Origin of the sequence: Paenibacillus sp. EKM301P (assembly GCF_011800295.1) — a bacterium.
In the GTDB taxonomy this organism is placed as follows: domain Bacteria; phylum Bacillota; class Bacilli; order Paenibacillales; family Paenibacillaceae; genus Paenibacillus; species Paenibacillus polymyxa.
On the sequence record NZ_JAALFM010000005.1, the window covers coordinates 57,521 to 80,887 of the forward strand.

At 41.2% G+C, this 23,367-nt stretch carries 17 protein-coding genes and 2 riboswitches; of the genes, 8 read left to right on the forward strand and 9 right to left on the reverse strand.

Translation table 11 applies throughout. The annotated features are described in order from the left end of the window. Nucleotides 1–25: 25 nt before the first annotated feature. Entirely contained in the window at nt 26–1,354 is a 1,329-nt protein-coding gene (locus HFD99_RS14195) for an ABC transporter substrate-binding protein (RefSeq protein ID WP_017427402.1), read from the reverse strand. Between the two features lie 294 nt (nt 1,355–1,648). On the opposite strand from HFD99_RS14195, the gene HFD99_RS14200 reads away from it, so the two are divergent. Beyond that, nucleotides 1,649–2,689 (forward strand): LacI family DNA-binding transcriptional regulator, encoded by a 1,041-nt coding sequence (locus HFD99_RS14200; RefSeq protein ID WP_123797565.1) that lies wholly within the window; start codon nt 1,649–1,651, stop codon nt 2,687–2,689. A gap of 84 nt (nt 2,690–2,773) precedes the next feature. Here the strand turns inward: HFD99_RS14200 and glpK are convergent, their stop codons facing one another. Together glpK and HFD99_RS14210 are read right to left on the reverse strand one after the other, a co-directional pair. Then, complete coding sequence (glpK, locus tag HFD99_RS14205) at nt 2,774–4,267, reverse strand: glycerol kinase GlpK (RefSeq protein ID WP_025365661.1); 1,494 nt, start codon at nt 4,265–4,267, stop codon at nt 2,774–2,776. A gap of 31 nt (nt 4,268–4,298) precedes the next feature. Next, nucleotides 4,299–5,123 carry an MIP/aquaporin family protein gene (locus HFD99_RS14210; protein WP_019688424.1) on the reverse strand — a complete coding sequence of 275 codons (825 nt, stop codon included), beginning with the start codon at nt 5,121–5,123 and terminating at the stop codon, nt 4,299–4,301. 318 nt (nt 5,124–5,441) lie between these two features. On the opposite strand from HFD99_RS14210, the gene HFD99_RS14215 reads away from it, so the two are divergent. The 4 genes from HFD99_RS14215 (at nt 5,442) to HFD99_RS14230 (ending at nt 10,168) form a co-directional block, all read left to right on the forward strand. Further along, nucleotides 5,442–6,923 carry a PTS transporter subunit EIIC gene (locus tag HFD99_RS14215; protein WP_025365662.1) on the forward strand — a complete coding sequence of 494 codons (1,482 nt, stop codon included), beginning with the start codon at nt 5,442–5,444 and terminating at the stop codon, nt 6,921–6,923. A 197-nt stretch (nt 6,924–7,120) separates the two neighbouring features. After that, complete coding sequence (locus tag HFD99_RS14220) at nt 7,121–8,410, forward strand: ABC transporter substrate-binding protein (RefSeq protein WP_025365663.1); 1,290 nt, start codon at nt 7,121–7,123, stop codon at nt 8,408–8,410. A gap of 33 nt (nt 8,411–8,443) precedes the next feature. Next, complete coding sequence (locus tag HFD99_RS14225) at nt 8,444–9,319, forward strand: carbohydrate ABC transporter permease (RefSeq protein ID WP_016818618.1); 876 nt, start codon at nt 8,444–8,446, stop codon at nt 9,317–9,319. A gap of 21 nt (nt 9,320–9,340) precedes the next feature. Further along, a complete protein-coding gene (locus HFD99_RS14230; RefSeq protein WP_025365664.1) occupies nt 9,341–10,168 on the forward strand; it encodes a carbohydrate ABC transporter permease in 828 nt (275 codons plus the stop codon). Nucleotides 10,169–10,714: 546 nt separating this feature from the next. Here the strand turns inward: HFD99_RS14230 and HFD99_RS14235 are convergent. The 4 genes from HFD99_RS14235 to HFD99_RS14250 form a co-directional block, all read right to left on the reverse strand. Then, the gene (locus HFD99_RS14235) at nt 10,715–12,247 is read right to left on the reverse strand and encodes a radical SAM protein (protein ID WP_025365665.1); all 1,533 of its coding nucleotides are present in this window, start codon (nt 12,245–12,247) and stop codon (nt 10,715–10,717) included. Continuing rightward, nucleotides 12,213–13,886, reverse strand: a complete 1,674-nt coding sequence (locus HFD99_RS14240) for an ATP-binding cassette domain-containing protein (RefSeq protein WP_016818615.1) — start codon at nt 13,884–13,886, stop codon at nt 12,213–12,215. Before HFD99_RS14240 ends, HFD99_RS14235 begins: the two co-directional genes overlap by 35 nt. A gap of 246 nt (nt 13,887–14,132) precedes the next feature. Next, on the reverse strand, nt 14,133–14,780 hold the full coding sequence (locus HFD99_RS14245; protein ID WP_017427401.1) for a hypothetical protein: 648 nt from the start codon (nt 14,778–14,780) through the stop codon (nt 14,133–14,135). Continuing rightward, nucleotides 14,774–16,102, reverse strand: coding sequence for a radical SAM/SPASM domain-containing protein (locus tag HFD99_RS14250; protein ID WP_025365666.1), 1,329 nt, complete (start codon nt 16,100–16,102; stop codon nt 14,774–14,776). The genes HFD99_RS14245 and HFD99_RS14250 overlap by 7 nt, the downstream gene beginning before the upstream one ends. 774 nt (nt 16,103–16,876) lie before the next feature. Here HFD99_RS14250 and HFD99_RS14255 point away from each other — a divergent pair. Continuing rightward, on the forward strand, nt 16,877–17,623 hold the full coding sequence (locus tag HFD99_RS14255) for a LytR/AlgR family response regulator transcription factor (RefSeq protein WP_430695095.1): 747 nt from the start codon (nt 16,877–16,879) through the stop codon (nt 17,621–17,623). 398 nt (nt 17,624–18,021) lie between these two features. After that, nucleotides 18,022–18,642, forward strand: coding sequence for a sensor histidine kinase (locus HFD99_RS25695; protein WP_225164800.1), 621 nt, complete (start codon nt 18,022–18,024; stop codon nt 18,640–18,642). Nucleotides 18,643–18,767: 125 nt separating this feature from the next. Here HFD99_RS25695 and HFD99_RS14265 read toward each other — a convergent pair whose 3' ends face one another. Both HFD99_RS14265 and HFD99_RS14270 read right to left on the reverse strand, forming a co-directional pair. Further along, nucleotides 18,768–20,186 (reverse strand): alanine/glycine:cation symporter family protein, encoded by a 1,419-nt coding sequence (locus tag HFD99_RS14265; protein ID WP_039269192.1) that lies wholly within the window; start codon nt 20,184–20,186, stop codon nt 18,768–18,770. Between the two features lie 158 nt (nt 20,187–20,344). Next, nucleotides 20,345–20,439: riboswitch (glycine riboswitch) on the reverse strand. An 11-nt stretch (nt 20,440–20,450) separates the two neighbouring features. Beyond that, nucleotides 20,451–20,535, reverse strand: a riboswitch (glycine riboswitch). A 168-nt stretch (nt 20,536–20,703) separates the two neighbouring features. After that, nucleotides 20,704–22,161 (reverse strand): glycoside hydrolase family 1 protein, encoded by a 1,458-nt coding sequence (locus tag HFD99_RS14270; protein WP_016818609.1) that lies wholly within the window; start codon nt 22,159–22,161, stop codon nt 20,704–20,706. Between the two features lie 211 nt (nt 22,162–22,372). Here HFD99_RS14270 and HFD99_RS14275 point away from each other — a divergent pair, with 211 nt between their 5' ends. Next, a complete protein-coding gene (locus HFD99_RS14275) occupies nt 22,373–23,344 on the forward strand; it encodes a LacI family DNA-binding transcriptional regulator (protein WP_123797566.1) in 972 nt (323 codons plus the stop codon). The last annotated feature ends 23 nt before the right edge of the window (nt 23,345–23,367 follow it).

The following is a 23,367-nucleotide window of genomic DNA, read 5'->3' on the forward strand; positions in this document are numbered from 1 at the left end:
ATTGTGTTCATGTAAAATCTATGGATTATTTAGGGGCTGCCGCATCCCAGTCTGCTTGAGATTTCTGCGCAAGCTCCAAAGGCGTTTTTAACGGACCGGCAGGCGCCAAAAATTCCGCATGTACACTGGCTTCCTTAATGTACTGTCCAACATTCTTACGATTGATAAACAGCTGATCCCAAGAGAGCTTGAAGTTTTCCAGTGAAGGCTGGATTTCATTAACGAAATCGCTGCTTATCTTCACATCAGACTGTGTTGGCAAAAATCCAGCAGCATTCACAAAATCCGTGTAGTTCTGTTTCTCAGAGAGCATTTCAAGCCATTTGATCGCATACTCCTTGTTTGGTGACTTTTCTAGTACCATCCAGGTCATATCATACTTGCCTGCCAGGTTTTTATTTTTGGCGGGGTCGTTACTGCCCGGAATCGGGAAATAACCAAATTTCAGCTCTGGATTGGCTGTCTGAATCGTAGTTGCATCCCACGTACCATCCGCAATCATCGCTACACGCCCGGAAGCAAATAAGCTTGGCAAGGTTCCATAGTCAATTCCCATAAATCCACCAATGGCGTTGTTCATCAAAATTTGTGTTTTTTCCAGCACCTCAAGCTGGACAGGATCAGTCAGTTTGGTCTTGCCTGTCCACAGCCCTTTGATATATTCCAGCTGATCATCATGGATAGAGGCTTGAAGTCCTTGGACTGCAAGATTAATAGGCCATACATCCTTACCGCCGAAACCAATCGGTTCCACGCCGTTATCCTTGAGCACCTTCATAACATTCACCAGTTCGTCCCATGTCGTGGGCACAGCAAGATTATATTTTTCAAAAATCTCTTTGTTGTAAAACAGACCTGTCAGTGCTACCTTACCCATGTTTACACCGTATACCTTGTCGTTATAGGTCATGGCATTTTTGACATCTGTAGGATTATAGTTTTTGATAAAAGCTTGATCTGACAGATCTGCAATGAGTCCTCCCTCGATCCACTGCTTCCACATCGGATCAGCAGCTCCCTTAGACCATTCCTGCGGTGCGCCTACGAAGCTGAATTTCAGAGGAATAATGTCTGCATCACCGGTTGAACCCGCATTCATACGCGTTTGCATCAGTTGATCATAAGTGGAATCAGCAGGAACCGTCGTATACTCCACCTGAACATCAGGATACTTCTCTTCAAACTTTTTATTAAATTCCTTTATATAGTTATTAATATTCTCCTGCTGCCAATGAATAATTTTTAACGTGACCTTTTTATTCCCGTTCTGCCCAGCTTCGTTACCTTTACCGCAAGCGGCTAATACCACGATTAAAGCGGTTACAACAAGTAAAGAAAAACACTTTTTTAGCATTGCAAAATTCCCCCTGTAATCTTAGAATAAATGCACTCACTCTTACGAAAGCGGTTTAGTTAATTACAGCTACTATTATGTATCGAATAGCCTGTATTTGTAAATAGCAATTTGTAAATTATCAAAAAATCATTAACTATCGTTAAATCGAACTTCATTATCCATAATATATTAGGATTTATCCTATAATAGCACGGTTGACTCTCTTCTATGAGGTAGCATAGAATACGAGTAATCATTAATTTTAGAATGCAAGGTCAAATGAACTAAATCAGTTTAGTTACGGAGGATTCCATGAATATAAAAACAATAGCTAGCATGGCAGGCGTTTCAGTAGCAACGGTTTCGAAGATCATAAACAATTACACAGATATCAGTGAGGAAACCCGGCAGCGAGTACTCAAAATTATGGAGGAAACAGGCTATAGACCTTCCTCCTCGGCTAAAACGCTTGCTACCAAAAAATCTAATCTGGTAGGCGTTATATTCGCTGGCAAGCTGAATGTCGATTTTAGTCATCCTTTTTTTGTAGACATCATTAATGTTTTCAAAAAGCAGATTGGCTTGCTCGGTTACGACCTGCTGTTTTTTTCAAATGAGAAATTTCTGGATAATGGAGAGGACTATTTGGCTCGCTCAAAATATTTCTCAGTGGACGGGTGCATTATTATTGCCGGAGACGAAGTGGAGAAGAGTGTTTTTGATCTCGATGCCAGCCCAATCCCCTGCATCGGTGTTGATATCGAATTAACCGGAGCCAGCTCCTGCTACATCATGTCCGACAATCAGAAGATTTCAATGAAAGTTGTTGAGCACTTTTACATGAATGGATACCGCGAAATGGGTTTTATAGGCATAGAACGCCCCTCCTTGGTTATTAAAGAGAGAGAAGAAGCTTTTATCTCATCACTAAAGCGGTTTAGCCTTGATGTCAGACCGGAATGGATCGTGTATGGCAAGGACTATGCAGCAGAGGATGGATACCAGATCGCAAAGGCGTGGATACAGCAAGAAAATTTACCAAGAGCTATTTTTGCGGCTACCGACCTGCTTGCCTTTGGTGCCATTCGTGCTTTCAAGGAGAGCGGCTTGAAGGTACCCGAGGATATTGCCGTAGTAGGATGTGATGATATTGAAGCCTGTCGTTATACTGATCCTCCACTGACGACTGTAAAACAAGACAAGCAAAAAATAGGTCGTCTGGCTGCTATGGTGCTGTTTGACCTGATGAATAAACAAATGGATACGAAATGTATTAAAGTGGAGCCCGAACTCGTCATTCGCACCTCCTGCGGAGCCCGGCAACATTGGAACCCTACAAGGGTTGAGGGATAGCACATACCTAAAAAAGGTGACTCCTGTCGAATTCAGAAGTCACCTTTTTGCAGTTATATAACAAGAGCCCTTTCGTTTAAGCCATTATTTGTAGGCCATCGTCGCATTCACAGCCTTTTTCCAGCCTTCATACAGGCTGTCACGTGTTGCTTCATCCATCGTAGGGGTAAAAGAAGTTTCCACTCTCACTCGCTTACGAAGTTCATCTGTACTCTTCCAGTATCCTATCGCCAATCCTGCCAGACATGCGGCACCCAGCGCCGTTGTCTCATGGATAACTGGCCGTTCCACCGTCGCATCCAGAATATCGCTCTGGAATTGCATCAGGAAATTGTTCAACACGGCTCCTCCATCCACTCGCAACATCTTCACCGTAATTCCTGAATCAATCTCCATGGCTGTAAGCACATCCTTGGTCTGATAAGCGAGGGACTCCAAGGTGGCACGGATAAAATGCTCCTTCGTGGTCCCACGTGTCAGACCAAACATCGCTCCACGCACCTCGCTATCCCAGTAGGGGCTGCCCAGCCCGACAAAAGCGGGTACAAGATATACTCCTTCTGTGGAGGAAACACGGGCCGCATAAGGCTCACTGTCCTTTGCTTCACGGAACATGCGCAGCCCATCTCGCAGCCACTGGATCGCAGAGCCCGCAACAAACACACTCCCTTCAAGTGCGTATTGCACTTTGCCTTCCTCCAGCCCCCAAGCGATGGTCGTGATCAGACCGTGCTTGGATTCAACCGGCTGATCTCCCGTATTCATCAACATGAAGCAACCTGTACCGTAAGTGTTTTTGATCATTCCTTTTTCGTAACAAGCCTGACCGAACAAGGCTGCCTGCTGGTCACCCGCTGCACCGGCGATCGGTACATTCTGACCAAAAAAATGATAATCCACGGTGTGCGCATATACCTCGGAAGAAGGCCTTACCTCAGGCAACATGATTTTCGGAACTCCCAGAATATCCAGTAGCTCTTCATCCCACTTTAGCTCATAAATATTGTACATCAGCGTTCTGGCCGCATTGGAGTAGTCTGTTACATGGGCCTTTCCGCCGGATAGTTTCCAGATTAGCCACGAGTCAATCGTACCAAATAATAAGTCACCTCGTTCCGCTTTTTCCCGCGCTCCTTCTACATGGTCCAGTATCCACTTTACTTTAGTGCCTGAAAAATACGGATCGATCAATAGCCCTGTTTTGCTGTGAAACAACTCCTCATGCCCTTGCCGCTTCAGTTCTTCGCAAATATCCGAGGTTTGGCGTGATTGCCATACGAGTACGTTATACACGGGTAATCCTGTATTTTTGTCCCACACGGCCACCGATTCTCGCTGATTGGTAATGCCGATGGCAGCAATTTGTTTTGCTTTTACACCGGATTCGGAAAGACAGGAGGCAATAACGCCCAGAATAGAACTCCAGATTTCATTCGCATTCTGCTCTACCCAGCCGGGGTGAGGAAAATATTGCGGAAATTCCCGCTGGGCCGAGTACACCACATCTCCTTCGCTATTGAACAAAATCGCTCTTGAACTTGTCGTTCCCTGGTCTAGTGACAAAATATATTTTCCCATGTTCATCTCTCCCTGTGTAAATCCATCGTTTTTACGCTGTAAGCTTGTGATCCATTTTATGATTTTTATAAATACGACTAATACGGAAGGTAATCAAGAGTACAACCACGATAACCCCTAATAAAATCCAGAACGCCGGAGTCATACTCCCCTTAAAAACGGCCTGATAAAACGGCCCTGCGAAAGATCCCCCCAATAGCGGTCCTACAATGGGCACCCATGCATATTTCCAGTTGGATGCTCCCTTACCGGGTATCGGTAGTAAATAATGCATCAGACGCGGCCCAAAATCCCTCGCTGGATTGATGGCATAGCCCGTTGTGCCTCCAAGGGATAAACCGATACTGACAACCAAAAAACCAACAATTAGCGGTTTAAGGCCGTCTGTAAACGAATTGGCACCAAACGACAGTAAAGCAAGAACAAAGATAAAAGTACCTATCATTTCACTAAGCACGTTACCAAACGGATGATCAATAGCTGGTCCTGTCGCAAATACACTGAGTTTGGCTGCTGTGTCCTCCGTCTCTTTCCAGTGGGGCCAATAATGCAAAATGACGATCACTGCACCCGCCATGGCTCCGAGAACCTGAGCCACAATATAACCGGGAACATCCTGCCATGGAAAACTACCCTGAAATGCCAACGCGAGTGTAACTGCGGGATTCAAATGCGCTCCGCTGATTTGGCCCACCGCATACACCCCAATAGCTACCGCGAGCCCCCACCCCAATCCGACCACAATCCAGCCGGAAGCGTGGGCAAAAGACTTTTTCAGGGACACCCCTGCGCACACTCCGCCACCTAGGGCAATAAGAATCATTGTCCCTATGAATTCGGCTGCGTATGGCGACATACAACCAACCTCCTCAATAGATCATCCGATTTTGATCGTTTTCATCGCGCAAAAAAAAGAAAAGCCATCACAAACCAACCCTGTGCTGTAACATGGGATGTCTGCGTGGCTCTCTTGTCTCCGTCACGATTATTAACTTAAATTTGATATTATATAAGCATGTAAGCGATGTCAACTGCGGATTTACGTCTTCTGATATCCTAAAATAATCGTTGACCATGTTAGATTGCCCGATTTATGATGTAAAAAAATGGCTGAATGAAAGGATTTCAGGATGAATACGACACTCCCAAACTTGATGATGAAGGGAAGAATGTTATGCTGAAATTTCTGCAAAAAATCGGCAAGTCATTAATGCTTCCAGTAGCTACATTACCCGCCGCAGGGATTTTGCAAGGGCTGGCTCTCATTAATTATGAGACGGATATTCCGCTTGGCCCTGGAGTTGGTGGATTTCTGAATCATTATGTCACTCCTTTTCTGAATGAAGGGGCGGGTGCTATCTTTGGCAATCTGGCGCTCATTTTCTCCATCGGTGTTGCTATTGGTCTAGCAGGCGACGCGGTAGCCGCACTTTCGGCAGTCATTGCCTATTTGGTGCTGACCCGTATTTTGGCGGCCGTACCGGGTATATTTGCGTATATTCCAGACGACGTCAAGCTGGACATGGGCGTATTGGGCGGTATTTTTATCGGCGGATGGTCTGCTTATCTGTTTAAAAAATATCATAATATTCAACTTCCAGATTGGCTCGGCTTTTTTTCGGGCAAACGTTTTGTCCCCATGATTACAGCCTTCACGACCATGATTTTAGCCATTCTGCTCGGCATGATCTGGAGTCCGATACAAGATGGCATTGCAGCCTTCGGCAACTGGATTGTTGGCTTTGGTGGAATCGGGTCAATGGTGTTCATGATTGCCAATCGACTGCTGATCCCGCTCGGGCTGCATCATGTACTGAACTCGATCGCATGGTTTCAAATTGGCAACTATACCAATGCTGCAGGTGAAGTTGTTCATGGTGACCTGACACGTTTTTTCGCAGGCGATACATCGGCGGGTATGTTCATGTCCGGCTTCTTCCCCATTATGATGTTCGCTCTGCCAGCGGCGGCTCTCGCATTCATCCATACGGCCAAGCCGGAAAAACGTAAAGCTGTCGCTTCCATCTTTATCGGTTCTGCGCTGGCGTCGTTCCTGACCGGTATTACTGAGCCCCTCGAATTTTCTTTTATGTTCATTGCACCTCTGCTTTACGGCATTCATGCTCTGCTAACAGGTCTGAGCGGCCTAGTCGTATACCTACTGGATGTCAAACTCGGCTTTTCCTTTTCAGCAGGACTCATTGACTATCTGGTCAATATGAAGCTCTCCACCCATCCATTGCGAATGATCCCGATTGGGCTTGTCTTCGCCCTCATCTATTATTTTCTGTTCCGCTTCATCATCCTCAAATTCAACCTAAAGACTCCCGGGCGCGAAGACGATGTAGATGACACCCTTCTATTTGAGGCTAACAAATCCATACCCGTTGGAAAAGCAAGCGCCTCATCCGGCACCCAGTCCAGTCAGGCAGGCCAGGTCCTAACCTATCTCGGCGGTTCAGACAATATCCAAAGCATTGATGCCTGCATCACGCGGCTGCGTCTTGTCGTCAAGGACGACAAAGCGGTTAACGATCAAGCTCTTAAGCAGCTCGGAGCGTCAGGAATTATCAGGCTTGGGAACGGTACCCTACAGGTTATTTTCGGTACTCGATCCGAAGCTCTGAAAGATGAGATACAACGATTGATGTCATGAAGCTAATCCCCTGCCTTAAGCACGTGCGATCTTCCTATAACAGACGCACGTGCTTTTTTTTATGGATAAACGTTTCAAATTTTTTGTTTTTGGTTAAGGCAATGCACATAAATGGGTAACAGCTTCATATGATGGAGCTAAACCATTTACAACTTGTTCAGCAGGCAGATTATTCAGACAGCAAGGAGGGAAATGATGTGAAGACAGTACAATGGCAATGGCTGGTATTATGTCTTGCTTTTCTCACTATGATTAGTGGTTGTAGTGGGTCCCTATCCTCTAAAGGTCAATCATCTGAAGCTAATTTGTCAAACAGTAAAAAGATAACGCTTACATTGTGGTACTGGAATCGTTCTATTGACGATGAATTGCTCGTCCAGGCCGAAAAACAGTTTCCCAACATTGAATTAAAAACTCAAAAAATAGGCGGTGACTTTAAAGCCAAGCTGAAGACAACGCTCGCAGCTCGTTCCGGTGAACCAGACATCGTAGCTCTGAACGACTGGATGGTGGAGCTATTCCCGAGTGCGGATCGTTTTTATGATCTAAAGGAACTCGGAGCAGACCGACTGAAGGATCAATATTTGGAATGGAAATGGAATCAGGGCATCACTCCTGATGGTAAAATGATTGCATTTCCCATGGATACTGGGCCTACCGCCCTCTTCTATCGAAGCGACCTGTTTGAACAGGCAGGCTTGCCAAGTGATCCTGAACAGGTCAGCGCCTCGATCCGCACATGGGATGATTATATGGCAGCCGGAGAACAACTTCGGCAGAAATTCGGAAGCCATTCATTTTTGGCCGATAATATTGTAAACGTTTACAATCAGGTACTCGCTCAACATACGAACCTGTACTTCAAGCCGGACGGAAGTTATATCGGCAATCAATCTCCTGACATCCGCCTGGGCTGGAAAACCGCTGTGAATTTCCACAGGAAGCATCTGCTCGCCAATGCAGATGGCTGGACTCCTGAATGGAATGCTTCGGTCAATAACGGCAAAATCGCCTCGTTCGTAGGGGCAATCTGGATGAAGCAAGTTCTCACAGAAGCCGCACCGGATACAGCGGGCAAATGGAGAGTCGCCCGTGCTCCTGGAGGAGACGGAAATCTGGGAGGGTCTTTCATCTCTATCCTCAAATCTAGCCAACACCCCAAAGAAGCCTTTGAAGTTCTGACCTGGCTGCAAAGCCCGGAACACCAACTGGAAGCCTACCATAAAATCGGCCTGTTCCCATCCACTCCCGGCGTCTATGACGATCCAGTCATGGAGACACCCGAGCCTTTCTTTGGTGGTCAGGCCACTGGCCTCATTTTTGCCGCCTCCGCACGTCAGGTGAAAAATAGCTATTTCGGCGAGCGCTATCCTGTCATCCACGGCATTGTAACCCGTCGTCTTGCCAATGTGGCCAAACAAAATGCCGATCCCGAAGCATTATGGACGGAAACAATGCAACGAATTGAACGGGAATTACAGCGTTAAAAAACAAAACTTCAAAAAAGGCGTGTGGACAATATGCTGAGAGAAATCTGGAAGCACCGGGCCGTTTATGCTGCGATCTCGCCATTTTATTTGCTGTTTGGCATCTTTGGCTTGTTTCCGATTGGCTTTTCATTGTACCTGGCGTTTCACAAATGGGACGGGATCGGAGACATGACCTACAACGGCTGGGGCAACTTTCGTTACCTTGTGACAGACAACGAATTTTGGCAGGCTGTAGGTAATACGTTTGTGATCTGGGTGTACGCCACGATTCCAATGCTATTTCTAGCACTCATTGTTGCCTTTCTGCTTTATGCCCCTTTTGTGAAAATGCGCACCTTATGGCGAGTTGGATTCTTCCTGCCCAATGTGACATCTATTGTTGCTGTTGCCATCATCTTTGGCGCCTTATTTGCCAACAATTTTGGATTTCTCAACTACCTTTTGCAGCTCTTGGGGCTACCTATGATCCAATGGCTGAATGTGCCATGGGGTATCCAAATCGCCATTTCTTCCATGGTCGTCTGGAGATGGATGGGTTACAACGCCATTATCTATCTGGCTGGGCTCCAGAGTATCCCACATGTGCTGTATGAGGCCGCCAAAATAGACGGGGCAACCGGAGCGCAAGCTTTTTTCCGCATCACCATTCCGATGCTGCGCCCAGTCATTCTGTTTACAGTCATTACGTCCACCATCGGTGGGATGCAGCTGTTCACCGAGCCACAGGTCCTGGTCGGTAATGACGGCGGTGCCGGGGCAAGTGGCATGACCATCGTTTTATACCTGTACCGCGAGTCGTTCATTAACAACTATTTTGGATATGGCGCTGCTGTCGGATGGGGCATGTTTCTCATCATTGCTCTATTCTCCATCATCAATTGGAAACTCGTTCAAGGTAAAAAATAACGATGGAAGGAGCTTTACCACATGATGCAGACACGTGCAAAATCCATTGTTTTATATGCTGGGCTGTTGGTAGGTATCATCCTGTCGATGTTTCCATTTTACTGGCTAATCGTCATGGCAACCCGTACAACCTCAGACATCTATCGTTTTCCGCCACAATTGTGGTTCGGCAGCCACTTCCTGGATAACATCACGAGAGTATTGCAGCAGATTGATTTTGCCGGCGCCTTTTTGAATACGCTTTTTGTAGCCAGTTCGATTACCCTATTGGTGCTGTTTTTTGATTCACTGGCCGGTTTTGCATTCGCAAAGTTTGATTTTCCGGGCAAAAAGGCGCTATTCGTCATTCTGCTAGCTACAATGATGGTCCCTTCACAACTTTCGCTCGTTCCCTCCTTTGTCATGATGGCTTCCTTTGGATGGGTAGGTACGTTCAAAGCGCTCATCATCCCGGGTATGGTAAATGCCTTCGGGATTTTCTGGATTCGTCAGTATGCAGAAGAATCTATTCCCAAGGAGCTCCTGGATTCGGGGCGTATGGACGGGTGCAGCTTTTTTCGACTGTACTGGAATGTAGCACTGCCGATTTTACGCCCTGCGTTCGCTTTTCTCGGCGCATTTACCTTTATAGGAGCTTGGAATGATTACTTATGGCCATTAATCGTTTTAACGGATGAGCGCAAATTCACCCTCCAGATTGCATTGTCGCAGTTGAACGGGATTTACAATACGGATTATGCGATGGTCATTGCTGGCACCCTGCTGGCTGTACTTCCTCTTATTATTTTGTTTCTTTTCATCAGCCGCCAATTTATTTCCGATCTTGCCGCTGGAGCGATCAAAGATTAGCCTTCACTTGAATCCCCTTTTACTTGCTCTAAAGCGTCATCGAAACTGGACTTAAGCTCTGGAGAGGAATTGCACAACTATGAGCTCCGTGCGATTTTATTAATTGGAACGATTGCTCTAAACGGAACACAAAATAGGCTACTTCCGAGGCTGAGTTTACACACGATTGAACATGTACTGTCTACCTGTTATCCATATTTCCTTGTAAATTAGCCTCCATAGTTATCTAACGATTAATAAAAATCGCTTCCACTCATTTAACAGAGTAGAAGCGATTTTTCAAAAATTATATAAGCGTTTCTCTGATAGGTCAACTTAAAGCCATATCATAGTTTGCACTACTATTCATTTGCCTATCAGAGCGACATTTACATGCGCAATTCGAGCCATGTCCGAAGTCATGAAGTATATTATTAGCACCGGAAGAACAAATACAAGATAAAGGAACAATTCCAAGGGTATTTGCCATTAAAGGCTTCCTTCCAAATGGATTTACAATTCTCAATTTATAATCCTCCTTCGACTCATTTTGATTATAGATTGGAATTACACCAATGTAATATGGTTTAATTCCTCTAATAAATGTGGTTTGTGTTCCAAGATAGTATGATAGCTTATCAATGCATGTTCCAGCATATCTAAAGAACGCCTACAAGCTATTCTCTTTTTTTCGATATTAAACTTATCACTATCGTAACATTCGACGTAACAAACCGAACAAAGGCGTATAGCCCAACATTTGGAACACTGGGACAAACTCTCCTTACCATAGTCGTCTATATAACGATCGATTAATACAGATTCGTCTATACCACTATAAACGTTTCCAACTGAAGGTGATTTTCCAATGCGCTCGCATAAATGAAAGTCTCCATTTACCGTTACATAAATTCTTCTTGAGGCAGGTGAACAGCAGCCGTTTAAGCAATAGTCCGGGTAAGGAGTTTCAGTTAAAATCCTATCATGTATTATTGAGAATTGTTTGTGTAAAAAATCGATTGTAAAGGGAGTATTTTTTGATATAGAAGTATTATTTAACATTAGATCAATTGTCCAGTTCCCTACAGGGTTATCATAACAATGCATAGAGCTTTTTTCAGTAATCGTTTTTTCTATGTCAGACGAGTGTCTCACATAAGAAATATTTTTAGTAATATCCTTAGGTACCCACGAAAGAGAATTGAAGAAATTTTGAATTTTTTTCATAACTACATCATTAGCTGGTCTAGGTGTTACCATGCTTAGCGATATAAGAGAATTACTCTTTTCTCCATAAGCATTAATTAGATGTTTAAGACCATTAATTGCCTTGACATACGTGCCCTCACCATTTTTAAATACCCTCCTACAATCATGTATTTCCTTTGGACCGTCAATACTACAAACTACTCCAAAGTTAGGAACTGTAGATAGATATTCTGCGATTTCAGCAGTCATTAAGGTTAAGTTTGTTGTCATTGAAAATGTTAAATCTTTATCAGCACCATTTTTTAAAGTATAGTCTACACAATGCTTTAATAATTTAAATTCTATTAATGGCTCCCCGCCATAAAAAGTTACCGCCACTTTTTTACCTGAGTTTTTCAGAGTATAATCGATTGCTAACTCTGCTACTTGCCAGGACATGTGCCTGCGTCCAAATTCCCTGAAGTCTATGTTCCCTGAATGATATATACAATAGTGGCATGCCATATTACATTGTTCGGTCAACTCCAGAGTAACCTGTTCTAGATGACTTCTTGCATTTTCTAAAACCTCATCTTTTGATAGTGCAAAGGATAAAAGAGGAGGTGCTTGGAATAAATGCTGTTCCTGCGCAACATGTATTAAGTCAATTAGAATAGTCAATGTATCATCATTAACTTTGGTAGGTTTTATTACCTCTTCGATATCTCCGTACACTTGTAAGTTATTTAGAAATACATACTCTATTTCAGTGCATTCCATAACTTTGCCTGTGCCCACATCATACAAATAGGATTTATTCTTTGTCTGAAACAACTTAAACAATCGTGAGTAATTCCCATACTGTTTTTTGATGTTTCTAAAGAACTCCATAACTGTGGAATCCAATATCATCACGTTCCTCTTGGGTTTCAATATTCAAAATATGGTCACATGCTGCTAATAGTCTCTGGTCATGTGATACTACAATTGTTATCCTTCTTGACTTTTGCTTGGTCAATATTTCTATAAGTCCACTTACACTCTTTGAATCTAAGGCTGATGTGGGCTCATCAAGAATCGTTAAGAAAGAATCTTTACTTAATGCACGAATCAAAGCTAATTTTTGCTTTTCACCACCAGAAAAGTTGCTTCCATTTTCGTTTATTAGTATATTTTCAAGGTTAGCTTTTGTTATTATCTCTTCAAGCCCAAAAGCTGTTATAAGCTCATCTTGATTACTGGCAATCTCTTTAGAAAAAGTAATTCCAAATTTCAAATATTCCTTTATTGGTAGATTTAAAAACTCCGGATTCTGTTCTACATAAGAAATTCTATAACGCCTCATATCAAGCATATCTATATCTTTGATGGAGCAATTATTAAAAGCTATTTCTCCTGTGTAAAGATCACTATAAAGACCTATCAGAGTATTAAGTAATGTTGTTTTGCCTGAACCATTGTGACCACAAATCCCGTAAATTCCCCCCTTAAAAAAATCATAAGAAAAGTCTCTAAATACGCTTTCCTCGGAATATTTAACACCTAATTGTTTAATACTTATTTTCTCTAAATCTTCAAGTGTTGTACTACCATAAATATCATTTTCAGAGTTCATAACGTCATTTAACCGTTCTATCGATACTTTCGTCTCTTGGTATGAACTTGCTAAGCTTAATAAATATGAAGTTGACGAGATGATCATTGAAAGGTACGTGTTAATTATGGTGAACTGCCCTATACTCATTTGGCCAATTACAACTTTATGACCTCCAATTCCGATTACAAATATATAGCAGATGATCAATATAAATTGATTTAGATTGGAGAAAATATAATTAGTTTTTACTTGTGAAGTCGCAACTCTAAATAATGAATTAAATGCTTTATTTAGCCGCTCATTCATTTCATTAAAGAGTACATTCTTCTTTATAAAAACCAATTTGTTAATTTGTTCGACTTTTTTAGAGTAGTATTCATTTGCTTCTTTTTTGTATTTCAGATTTGCTTTATACAATTTTTTTCTAAAAACCACATATGTAAATATATAAAAAGGAATAAGCGAGAAAATTATAACGCATAGTAGTACATCAGCTTTTAAAACAATAATACCACTGATAATTATTGTGATTACTTGCAATACTAAGTTGGAAATATTATTTGAAAAAAAGTCAACTACTGTGGATGAATCATTATTAATTTGGTCAACTAAGTATGCATTATCCTTATCTTTGAAGACCGACAGTTTAGTTTTGAATATCTTTTGATAGATATCATTGCAGATTTCGTATAATAATAAATTATTCAATTTCGTAGAGAAAAGGGCAGTTAAATATTGTATGAGAATGTTTACTATATTTATAATCCCCAGTAACAGTACAAAATATAAAATGATACTTATATTACTTTTTGATACTAAATAATCAATATATATGCCTGTGATGTAAGGAACAATAATTCCTATAATCCACAATACTGAAGTAACAACAATGTAAAAAAATACATACTTGCGCGTTTTTGAAAGGTATTTTTTCAAGTATTCTAGGACTATCATATTCATCACCTATGTTTCATATTAGGTAAATCTTAGCGAGATGCTAAAAACAGCATCTCGCTAAGTAATGTTACTTCTCTTAAGCTACATCTTGTAGGAACAAGAAAGAGTGCAGCCACTTGAACCGTGGAAAGGACAATGTGCACTTACTTGTACAGCACTTTTTACCAATACGTCCATAGTTTTTCCCTCCTTAAAATTTAATTTATATAAATAACATACAGTTTAAAAACTATATGCTACTTATCACTTTTGAGCTGCAATAGAAAATGCACTGTTTTCAAGCGTGATATTTATCTTTGCTTTACCTGCACCATTTATATAGTTATATGTTAAGTTTGGTCTAAACAATGGCCATCCCGCAGGAACACTTAATGCACTTGCAGTCGTCTTAACTGTAACTGTGTAATCCGAAGCTCCTTTACTAAAAGTTAAGGAACCTGAACCTTTTGTATTGTCATAACTAATGGCTTTTGAGTATCCTACAGGCACCCGAACTGACATTGAGGAACCATCTACACCTGTGATATCAAGATTAGTATTTAGCTCTGGAAGTGAAACTCCAGACTTTGTACTTTCTACCGTTATTTTTTCATAACTTTTATCAGGAATTAAAATATTAACTCTGTCGGAAATGCCGTTAGCTGAGCCTTTCCCCTTTACTGTGATGTAAATTGTAGATCCACTTAATGTAGAAGTGACAGTATACAAGGATTTGTTATACTCATAACTAAAATCACTTGCTGAAGTTTTTGTAACGGTGACATTACAATTTATAGCCGTTAGATTGATATTCTTAACATCATTTGAAGCTGCATTACTTGAAGCACCTAATGGCATCCCCATAAGTAAGAAACCACATAAAACAATACACATTTTTTTTAGCATTAACATGATTCAGAAACCTCCTTCTTATTTCCCGTTAATTGTCCAGCCAGTAATACTTTCGTGCACTCGGTAATATACTCCTGCAAATTATAACGATATTGCTCGCATATGTTAAAGTCTGCCATTCTATTGTGAGGACATCCTCCTAAACACACAGGTAAGTACTTACAGTCTGAACATTTTTCATCTTCAGTAGGATCATATAATAAATAACAACCAAGAAGCTCAGTATTCCATTTCACTGATGTATCTTCATTTATATTTCCAACACACTGCTCAATAATTCCAATATCGCTCCAACATTTATATAAATGACCAAGAGGATCAATAACGAAACTATTATATTTGTCCGCAGAACAATAATTACCTTTAGGTGCAGGATAAATATAACTAATTGGGATATCATTTTCCGACATAAATTTTAAATTAAATTTTGAATACATCTCGTCTGTCAAGCACTTAGTTCCCTCATACTTTCCATTCGTCGGCGTAACTAATCCTAGATAAGGTATTACATTTTCCAATAAAGAATTTTCCTTTAAGAATCCTACGATTTCATGTAACTTCAACCAGTTGTCTTGGTCAGTATTTATTCTCATAAATATCTTAATCATCCCTTTAATTTGCTTGAGGTTATTCATTATGACATCAAATGTCCCTCTTCCACTTACTAAAGGGCGTCTAAGATCATGTACTTCTTTAGGACCGTCAACAGTGACTTGAATATCATTTACTCCACATGATATTAACGTTTGAACTTTTTCTTTATTTAAAAGATAGCCGTTTGTAATGACACTGGCCGTATATTGTATATTGTTTTCTTTACATATTTCCAAAAAATCTTCCGATATCCTAACTATCTGCTTCATTGCAATCAAGGGTTCACCGCCATACCATGTAACATTAAGAGTGTCAAGTTTACTAGCATTTGTTTTAACAAAATTGACTATACTTTGAGCTGTTTCTTGACTCATAGTTTTGTTATGATATTGGTCTTTCTCAAAACAGTATACACATCTAAAATTGCAGGCCATTGTAGGGGCAATTGTTAGCATTAAATTAGAAGATTCAAACCGATTTTTTAAGAGGTTTACCTTTACATATGCTTTTTCATTCATATTATCTTCTACGATATAGCCACATTCGATAAGATTTTTAAGATAAGTATCATTATTTATTGCCAATTCATTGTTTGTAAGTTCACAAAACTGTTTATAGTACTCCGGTTCAAGAACTGCCAATGCACCTGTTCGAGAATTATAAAGTACCGTTTTATCGGTATTTTCAATAATGTCATTAAAAATAAAGTTATATTGCGAAGCTTTCATTTTAGCCCTCCTTAGAATGGATGCGGTCCCTATGTAATTATGAATCGATTAACTAGTGACAAAATTCACATAAGTTTTAAAAATAAAATGTACGCTCATTCTGAGTTGTAATTGCATTCTCGCAGTGCACACTAGCCACCAAGAATAGATGTCCATCATCCGAAACCGGACTGAATTTAAAAGCCATCCTACACCTTCATAGTTTATTCATATACTTTATTCTCTCTGGACAATATCTATACTAGATAGCTTTTCCTTCTCGGCTTTTAATGTAGCATAAGGCAAAAAGAAAAAATAAGCTTGTATCCTGAAATGCAAAAAAGTCCATCTCAACAACCAAATATGTCAGCTTCATGTGAGATTAATATTTTTGTTACCTATATTTCTTTAATGGCAAAGTACGTTACTTGTTAATTCTTTGTTTATATGTCCAAAGAAAGTAAAGGATTAGACTGCTTGAGACAGCAACAAAGATTAAAAGTACTAGGAGCGTGCAACTGCTTGTTCCTGCCGTTATCGTGACGCGAACTGAACCAGTAGAGCCTTAACTGAATACTTTTATAAAGGCTGAAAATAAGGTTTCTAAGCAATAAAGAAGAACGTATCCATTCCTCGCCTGGGCTACGTCCTCTCCACAGTATAAGTATGCATTTGAACTTTTACTAACAAAAATTCCATAACCTGATGGTAATTTTTTTCATATGTAAAACATCACTTCGAATAGACTTTTTTTACAATATACTGGATTTATATAACATATTTGAGGTGGTCTATTTGTTTCAAGTTGCTGTTTGTGACGATGATCCCGCAATGCATAAAATTTTACAACACTTTTTCATGTGTATGTCAGTAAGTGAATCCTTAGATTTTAATCTACAATTCTTTTTATCTGGGGAAGATCTAATCAAATCTTACAGTTCACAAGAGCGATACCCCTTTCATATTATCTTGTTAGATATTGAAATGAGGGAATTATCGGGAATTGAAACTGCAAAACTTATTCGCCTTTTTCCTGACCGAGAAGTTCAAATCATATTTCTAACTAACTATCCAGAATACATGCTAGAAAGTTTTGAAGTACAAGCATTTCAATATTTACTTAAACCCCTTACTTATAAACTCTTTGTAGAAAAAATAAATAAACTATGTCATTATATGCGTTCTTCAGTATCCCACTTTCTGTCTGTGAAAAATAAAACTGAGCATCTTGTATTGAGACACTCTGAGATCATAGTCATCTCAAAAGGTGAAAACAATTACATCCATAATGAACTTTGTATTGCAACGGATTCACACAACTATTTTATTTCCGGAACGTTGAAAGCGGTTTATGAACAATTAAAATATCCGTTTGTGTTTATACATAGGTCAATAATTGTGAATTTAGTTCATATACGTAAGTTTTCAGCTACTTCTGTTATTATGTCAAACGAACAAGAATTCCCTGTAGGTCGTTCTCACGCTAAATCACTTCGTGAGGCGTATGCTCGTTTTATAATTTCTCGTTTTCAGGAAGGGTGAGTTTTTTGAATCATTGCGTTTACATTAATGTCACCTCGTTTTCTAATTACTCTTTATTTTTATTTAGCACAACAAAGCAAAGTCATTTTTCCAATCCAATAGTTAACCTTTTTTTACTTTTCGCCTCTTTACACTTCATACTTATTACAGTACTAGTAGTTCATTATTTTAAAAAAGGAAGGAAATACAAGATAGGGATTGTGTATTATTTTGTAATATTAATAGGAACATCGTTTAACTTGCTCATACATTACGGTTTATTTTCTTTTATGAAACATAATTTATTCTTTATAATGTCAATCATCAGTATTCTTGGAATGAACGTGATTATTGTCTTTCTAACGGACAAGTTGATAGAAAAGTCAAACCTCTCATGCTTTTTTCAAAAGCAAATGCTGATGCAAGAAAAACGTTATAAAGAAACAACTCGATCTCTTAGTGATATCAAACGAAGTATTCATGATTTCAAAAAACAGTTAATTTTTGTCCGTGCTTGTTTACAAGAACAGAGGACGGAAGAGGGTGTTAATCACATCAACCAAACTCTAAAAAATATAGACTCACCAAAACTTCATATAACAACAGGACATCTCGTTATTGATGCTTTAGTAAATCATACTTTCAGCATCGCTAATAAAAGTGGGATAGCTTTCTTCCATCAAATCCATATTAACCCGGCAAATATTAGTATTGGAAGTCATGATCTATGTATTGTCTTAGGTAATGTTTTCGATAATGCTATTGAAGCTGTAATGCAGCTTCCTAGAAAGAAAGAGCATTCAATTCATTTGGAAATTTTCACCGATAATATTGCCCTATGGATTTATGTTCGCAATTCAAAAAGTAATTATCTCAATACAGCATTCTCAACCAAAACATACAATCCCCCTTTAAAAAAACATGGGTATGGATTACTTAACATCCAGCAAGTGATAAAGAAATATGGTGGTTATTTAAATACAACTATTACGGATTCGCATTTTCAAATTACGATTATGCTCCCATGTAATAACTCTTAGGTTTGTAAACGTTATGGATTAAGAGATATTCAGAATAAATAAAATGTCGGTAATCACCAGTCTTATAACCTAAAAAAAGGAGTACCCTCAAGCCTGTGATGGCTGAGAATACTCCCTTTTAGTATTTATGAATTTACCGTTTGTCCCTTTTCTTCTACTTGGATAGCCGCCCCTACATTGGCACCAGCAAGAATACCCTTGTTCTTATTAGGATACAAAGAATTCATATAAGTCCGGGTTTCTGCAACAACAATTCCCGACAAGCCGAGCAGTGCAATCAGGTTCGGAAAAGCCATCATGGCGTTAAAAATATCTGCCAGCAGCCAAATCGCATCCAGTTTAATGAACGCGCCCCCGCCAACCAGTACAATGAACAAATAACGATAAGGCTTGATCCACTTAACCCCAAGCAAGTATTCAACACAGCGTTCCCCGTAATAGTTCCAGCCGAGCATGGTGGTGAATGCGAACATAATCAGGATGATGGTGAGCAGCTCTGCTCCCAGCGGAAATGCACTGGAAAATGCTTGCTGAGTCATCAAGCCTGCATCGGTAGGCCCGCTCCACACCCCGCTCACCAGTAACGTCAACCCGGTCATCACACAAATAACCATCGTATCAATAAACACACCCGTCATGGAAATCAGCCCTTGTTCCGCAGGCCATTTGGTTTTGGCAGCTGCGGCTGCAATCGGTGCGCTCCCCAATCCAGCTTCGTTGGCAAAAATACCTCTGGCTACCCCACTGCGCATGGCCAGCATAATCGTAGCTCCTGCAAATCCGCCGGTTGCCGATGTAGTTGAAAATGCCGAATGAAGCACAAGCGCAATTGCGGCAGGAAGTTGGTCAGCAAATCGAATCAGTACAATGATACAAATCAATACATACAGGCCTGTTTTAAAAGGAACGACCTTCGTCGATACCTTGGCAATGCTTTTGAGTCCTCCAATGGTCACAAGACCTGTAAGGACAGCAATTGTCAGCGCCGTTACAATCGGCGGAACGCCAAAACTGTTTTCAGTCGAAGATACAATCGCCTTGACCTGAGGGAATGTTCCAATTCCGAACAACGCTACCAGCATCCCTGAAAAAGCAAACAGCATCGCCAACGGTTTAAAACGGCGTCCCAGGCCTTTTTCAATATAATACATCGGGCCGCCGGAAAATTGTCCATTCCGATCCTTCACCCGGTATTTTACCGCAAGTACACCTTCCGCATATTTCGTCGCCATCCCAAAGAAGGCTGCAACGACCATCCAGAACAAGGCACCCGGCCCGCCCAGCTTAATGGCTGTCGCTACACCGACAATACTTCCTGTACCGACGGTAGCCGCCAATGCCGTACTCAAAGCCGCAAAACTACTTACATCCCCGCTACCTTCATTCGGGGCCTTACCGATGAGCTTGATCGCCAGGGGCAGGCGGAATACCTGCAACATTTTTAGACGTATGGTCAGCCATAACCCCGTTCCCATAACAAGGATGATGAGAGGCGCCCCCCATATCCAACTGCTAATCGTTTCTAACACATGTACCAAATTCATTTCAACCCGCTCCTCCAGCATAGTAGAAAACAAAAAAGAGTCAAATCTGTTGATTCGACTCCTGGAGAGGTTAAAGGCACGAAAAAATACAACCATCTTGTGCAGGATTTCACCTCTAAAAGCTTATAAAAAGCCTAGGGCTATCCCTGTCACAGGTTATTCGCGTCTCTGTCCTTTTGCCTGAGAGTTTAAGCAGATGTGATCTGCGGTGCACCTTCGGCGCCCAATTAAGGGTCTCTCCAGAGTTCTGTCCGTTTACGGTCCCTGCTCGTTGCTGTAAATCAGCCTAAGCACCTGAGAGTTTTGCCCCTTCGGTTGGAACTTTCATTCCATCTCCCGCAAACATCAACCAGACATATGAAATTTTTATTCATTATACAGAAAAATTTCAGCTTATTACAAGTGAAAAATTTGTGAAGCCCTCTGAAAGAACCAATAGAGTGTCTATACAAAAAGCGGGTACAGCAGATTGCATCCTGAGGATTTTCTCTGCTGTACCCGCCAAAACGATATGGAATTACAATTCTTCACCGTTGGTTGCTATCACATTTTTATACCAGTTAAATGAGTCCTTTTTGGAGCGTTGAAGCGTTCCGTTACCGTCATCATCCAGATCAACGTAAATAAATCCGTAGCGCTTGGACATTTCGGACGTAGACATGCTCACAAGGTCGATAGGTCCCCAGCTGGTGTAACCAATCAGATCAACACCGTCAGCAATCGCTTCCTTCATTTGGGCAATATGCTGACGCAAGTAATCAATGCGATATGTGTCATGCACAGAGCCGTCTTCTTCTACCTTATCATACGCACCCAGGCCATTTTCCACGATGAACAGTGGCTTTTGATAGCGATCATAAAACGTATTCAGTGTAACACGCAGGCCGATCGGATCGATCTGCCATCCCCAGTCGGAAGACTGCAGATACGGATTTTTCACACCGCCTATCAGGTTCCCTGCTGCCTTTTCGCCTTCTGGCCCTGCCGATACGGTCAAGGTCATATAGTAACTAAATGAGATAAAATCGACCGTGTTATTTTTCAAAATTTCGGCATCGCCGGGTTCTGTCTGGATCACAATATTATTTTCTTCAAAATAGCGGTTCATATAGTTGGGATATTCCCCACGAGCATGCACATCCGTAAAGAACAGGTTCATTTGATTTTCATGCTGTGCTTTCAGGATATCTTCTGGGTTACACGTATGTGGGTAGCTTTCAATGCGGGCCAGCATACAGCCGATCTGAGCGCCCGGAATGATCTCATGTCCCCGTTTGGTCGCCAATGCACTTGCTACAAATTGATGGTGCAATGCTTGATATATCGCTTGTTGCTTGTTTTCTACACGGTCAATAACCACACCGCCGCCTGTAAACGGGCTCATAGTCATGACATTAATTTCGTTAAAGGTCAGCCAGTATTTTACTTTATCCTTATAGCGTGTAAATACCGTTTCGGCATATTTTACGTAATGATCCACGACTTCGCGTCCCAACCAGCCATTATATTTCTGTGTCAAACCTAGCGGTGTTTCATAATGCGATAATGTTACCAAAGGCTCAATACCATACTTGCGCAGCTCATCGAATACATTGTCGTAGAATTGCAATCCTGCTTCATTCGGCTCGGCATCATATCCATTCGGGAAAATCCGCGACCAGTGGATGGACATCCGGAATACTTTAAAGCCCATTTCTGCAAACAAGGCAATATCTTCTTTGTAGTGGTGATAAAAGTCCACACCTTCACGCTTTGGAAAACGGGCGTTTACCTTCCCTGCCAAGATGTCCTCCAGTCGTTCGGACGAAATTTCTATAGCATGATCGTTCTTACGTTCTGATTTAGGTACATAGGCTATCATGTCTGCGCTGGACAGACCTTTTCCATCTACGTCAAAAGCACCTTCCAATTGGTTGGCTGCAGTTGCCCCGCCCCAGAGGAAGTTTTTCGGGAATCCTTTTAGCGTCTTCGTCATGGTATGAAAACCTCTTTCCTTAATTTAATGTTTTCACTTTAGTCAGTAACCCGTCAGGTGCTGCAATGCGAATCCATAACTAACGGTAACCGTTCTCCTTTGAAATGCATCGACAGATGCTTTAAAATAGACGTAATGCCCTCATAAAGCATCCTAATTGTTGTAACGCGTTTCATGTCAAGTATTTTTTTCTCAGGTGAGGAGAAGCATCATGTCGAATCTTGATCAAATTGCAAAACTGGCGGGCTTTTCCAAAGCTACGGTATCCAGAGTGTTAAATCAGTCCCCCCATGTAAGCCAAGAAACCAGAGCTAAAATTTTAAAAATCATGCAGGAATTGGATTATGTTCCTAATCGGAATGCGATCTCTCTATCCAAGGGTCAGACGCTTCAGATTGGTATCATCACTTCAACTATCAATGAAATTGTGCTGGCATTTCTGGACAGCTTTGTGGAAATCGCAGGCCAATATGAATTCCAAACCATTATTTATACTTCGGGAGAAGACAAAAAGAAAGAGCTTCAAGCTTTCGAGGATTTAAAAAGAAAAAGAGTCGATGCGCTGGTCATCATTTCCTGCGTGAATGACACTGATTTTTTGAGTACCTATTGCAAATATGGACCGATCGTGGCATGGCAACGTATGGAGCATACCGATATTCGCTCCGTCGCTATGGATCAATATGAAGGATACATGTTAGCATTAAAACATTTGATACAAAAAGGCTATACACGTATAGCCAATGCTTTTGGTCGTCCGAGCAGCATCAATACTCACAGCAGACAACGAGCCTATGAGCAGATCATGAGTGAACACAATCTGCCGATGCTGCCACACTGGAACTATTCTTCTATTTATAACATTCGTGATGGCGAACAGGTCGTGCGCAATTTGTTACAGCATCGTGAGGAATTTCCGGAGGCTATCTTGTGTGCTAACGATTATGTAGCAGTGGGCATTCTCTGCGAAGCGCGCAGACAATTGCTGAAGGTACCGGAAGATCTGGCGATTGTTGGGTTTGATAACACGGAGCTGGCGCACACCATGGGGATTACAACGGTTCAAAATCCCATTATGGCTCAGGCACAAAATGCTTTTTTCATGCTTTCCCCTCAGCTGATTGGACGCCAAATGGAGCTTCATTCGCTAGAATACAGCCTCATAGAGCGTACGACTACTTAAGGGCACAATTGACTTGCAAATTA

Coding starts and splice junctions, on each gene's coding strand:
- HFD99_RS14195 (WP_017427402.1), bottom strand. CDS start 1,354: ATGCTAAAAAAGTGTTTTTCTTTACTTGTTGTAACCGCTTTAATCGTG.
- HFD99_RS14200 (WP_123797565.1), top strand. CDS start 1,649: ATGAATATAAAAACAATAGCTAGCATGGCAGGCGTTTCAGTAGCAACG.
- glpK (WP_025365661.1), bottom strand. CDS start 4,267: ATGGGAAAATATATTTTGTCACTAGACCAGGGAACGACAAGTTCAAGA.
- HFD99_RS14210 (WP_019688424.1), bottom strand. CDS start 5,123: ATGTCGCCATACGCAGCCGAATTCATAGGGACAATGATTCTTATTGCC.
- HFD99_RS14215 (WP_025365662.1), top strand. CDS start 5,442: ATGCTGAAATTTCTGCAAAAAATCGGCAAGTCATTAATGCTTCCAGTA.
- HFD99_RS14225 (WP_016818618.1), top strand. CDS start 8,444: ATGCTGAGAGAAATCTGGAAGCACCGGGCCGTTTATGCTGCGATCTCG.
- HFD99_RS14230 (WP_025365664.1), top strand. CDS start 9,341: ATGATGCAGACACGTGCAAAATCCATTGTTTTATATGCTGGGCTGTTG.
- HFD99_RS14235 (WP_025365665.1), bottom strand. CDS start 12,247: ATGATATTGGATTCCACAGTTATGGAGTTCTTTAGAAACATCAAAAAA.
- HFD99_RS14240 (WP_016818615.1), bottom strand. CDS start 13,886: ATGATAGTCCTAGAATACTTGAAAAAATACCTTTCAAAAACGCGCAAG.
- HFD99_RS14245 (WP_017427401.1), bottom strand. CDS start 14,780: ATGTTAATGCTAAAAAAAATGTGTATTGTTTTATGTGGTTTCTTACTT.
- HFD99_RS14250 (WP_025365666.1), bottom strand. CDS start 16,102: ATGAAAGCTTCGCAATATAACTTTATTTTTAATGACATTATTGAAAAT.
- HFD99_RS25695 (WP_225164800.1), top strand. CDS start 18,022: ATGCAAGAAAAACGTTATAAAGAAACAACTCGATCTCTTAGTGATATC.
- HFD99_RS14265 (WP_039269192.1), bottom strand. CDS start 20,186: ATGAATTTGGTACATGTGTTAGAAACGATTAGCAGTTGGATATGGGGG.
- HFD99_RS14270 (WP_016818609.1), bottom strand. CDS start 22,161: ATGACGAAGACGCTAAAAGGATTCCCGAAAAACTTCCTCTGGGGCGGG.
- HFD99_RS14275 (WP_123797566.1), top strand. CDS start 22,373: ATGTCGAATCTTGATCAAATTGCAAAACTGGCGGGCTTTTCCAAAGCT.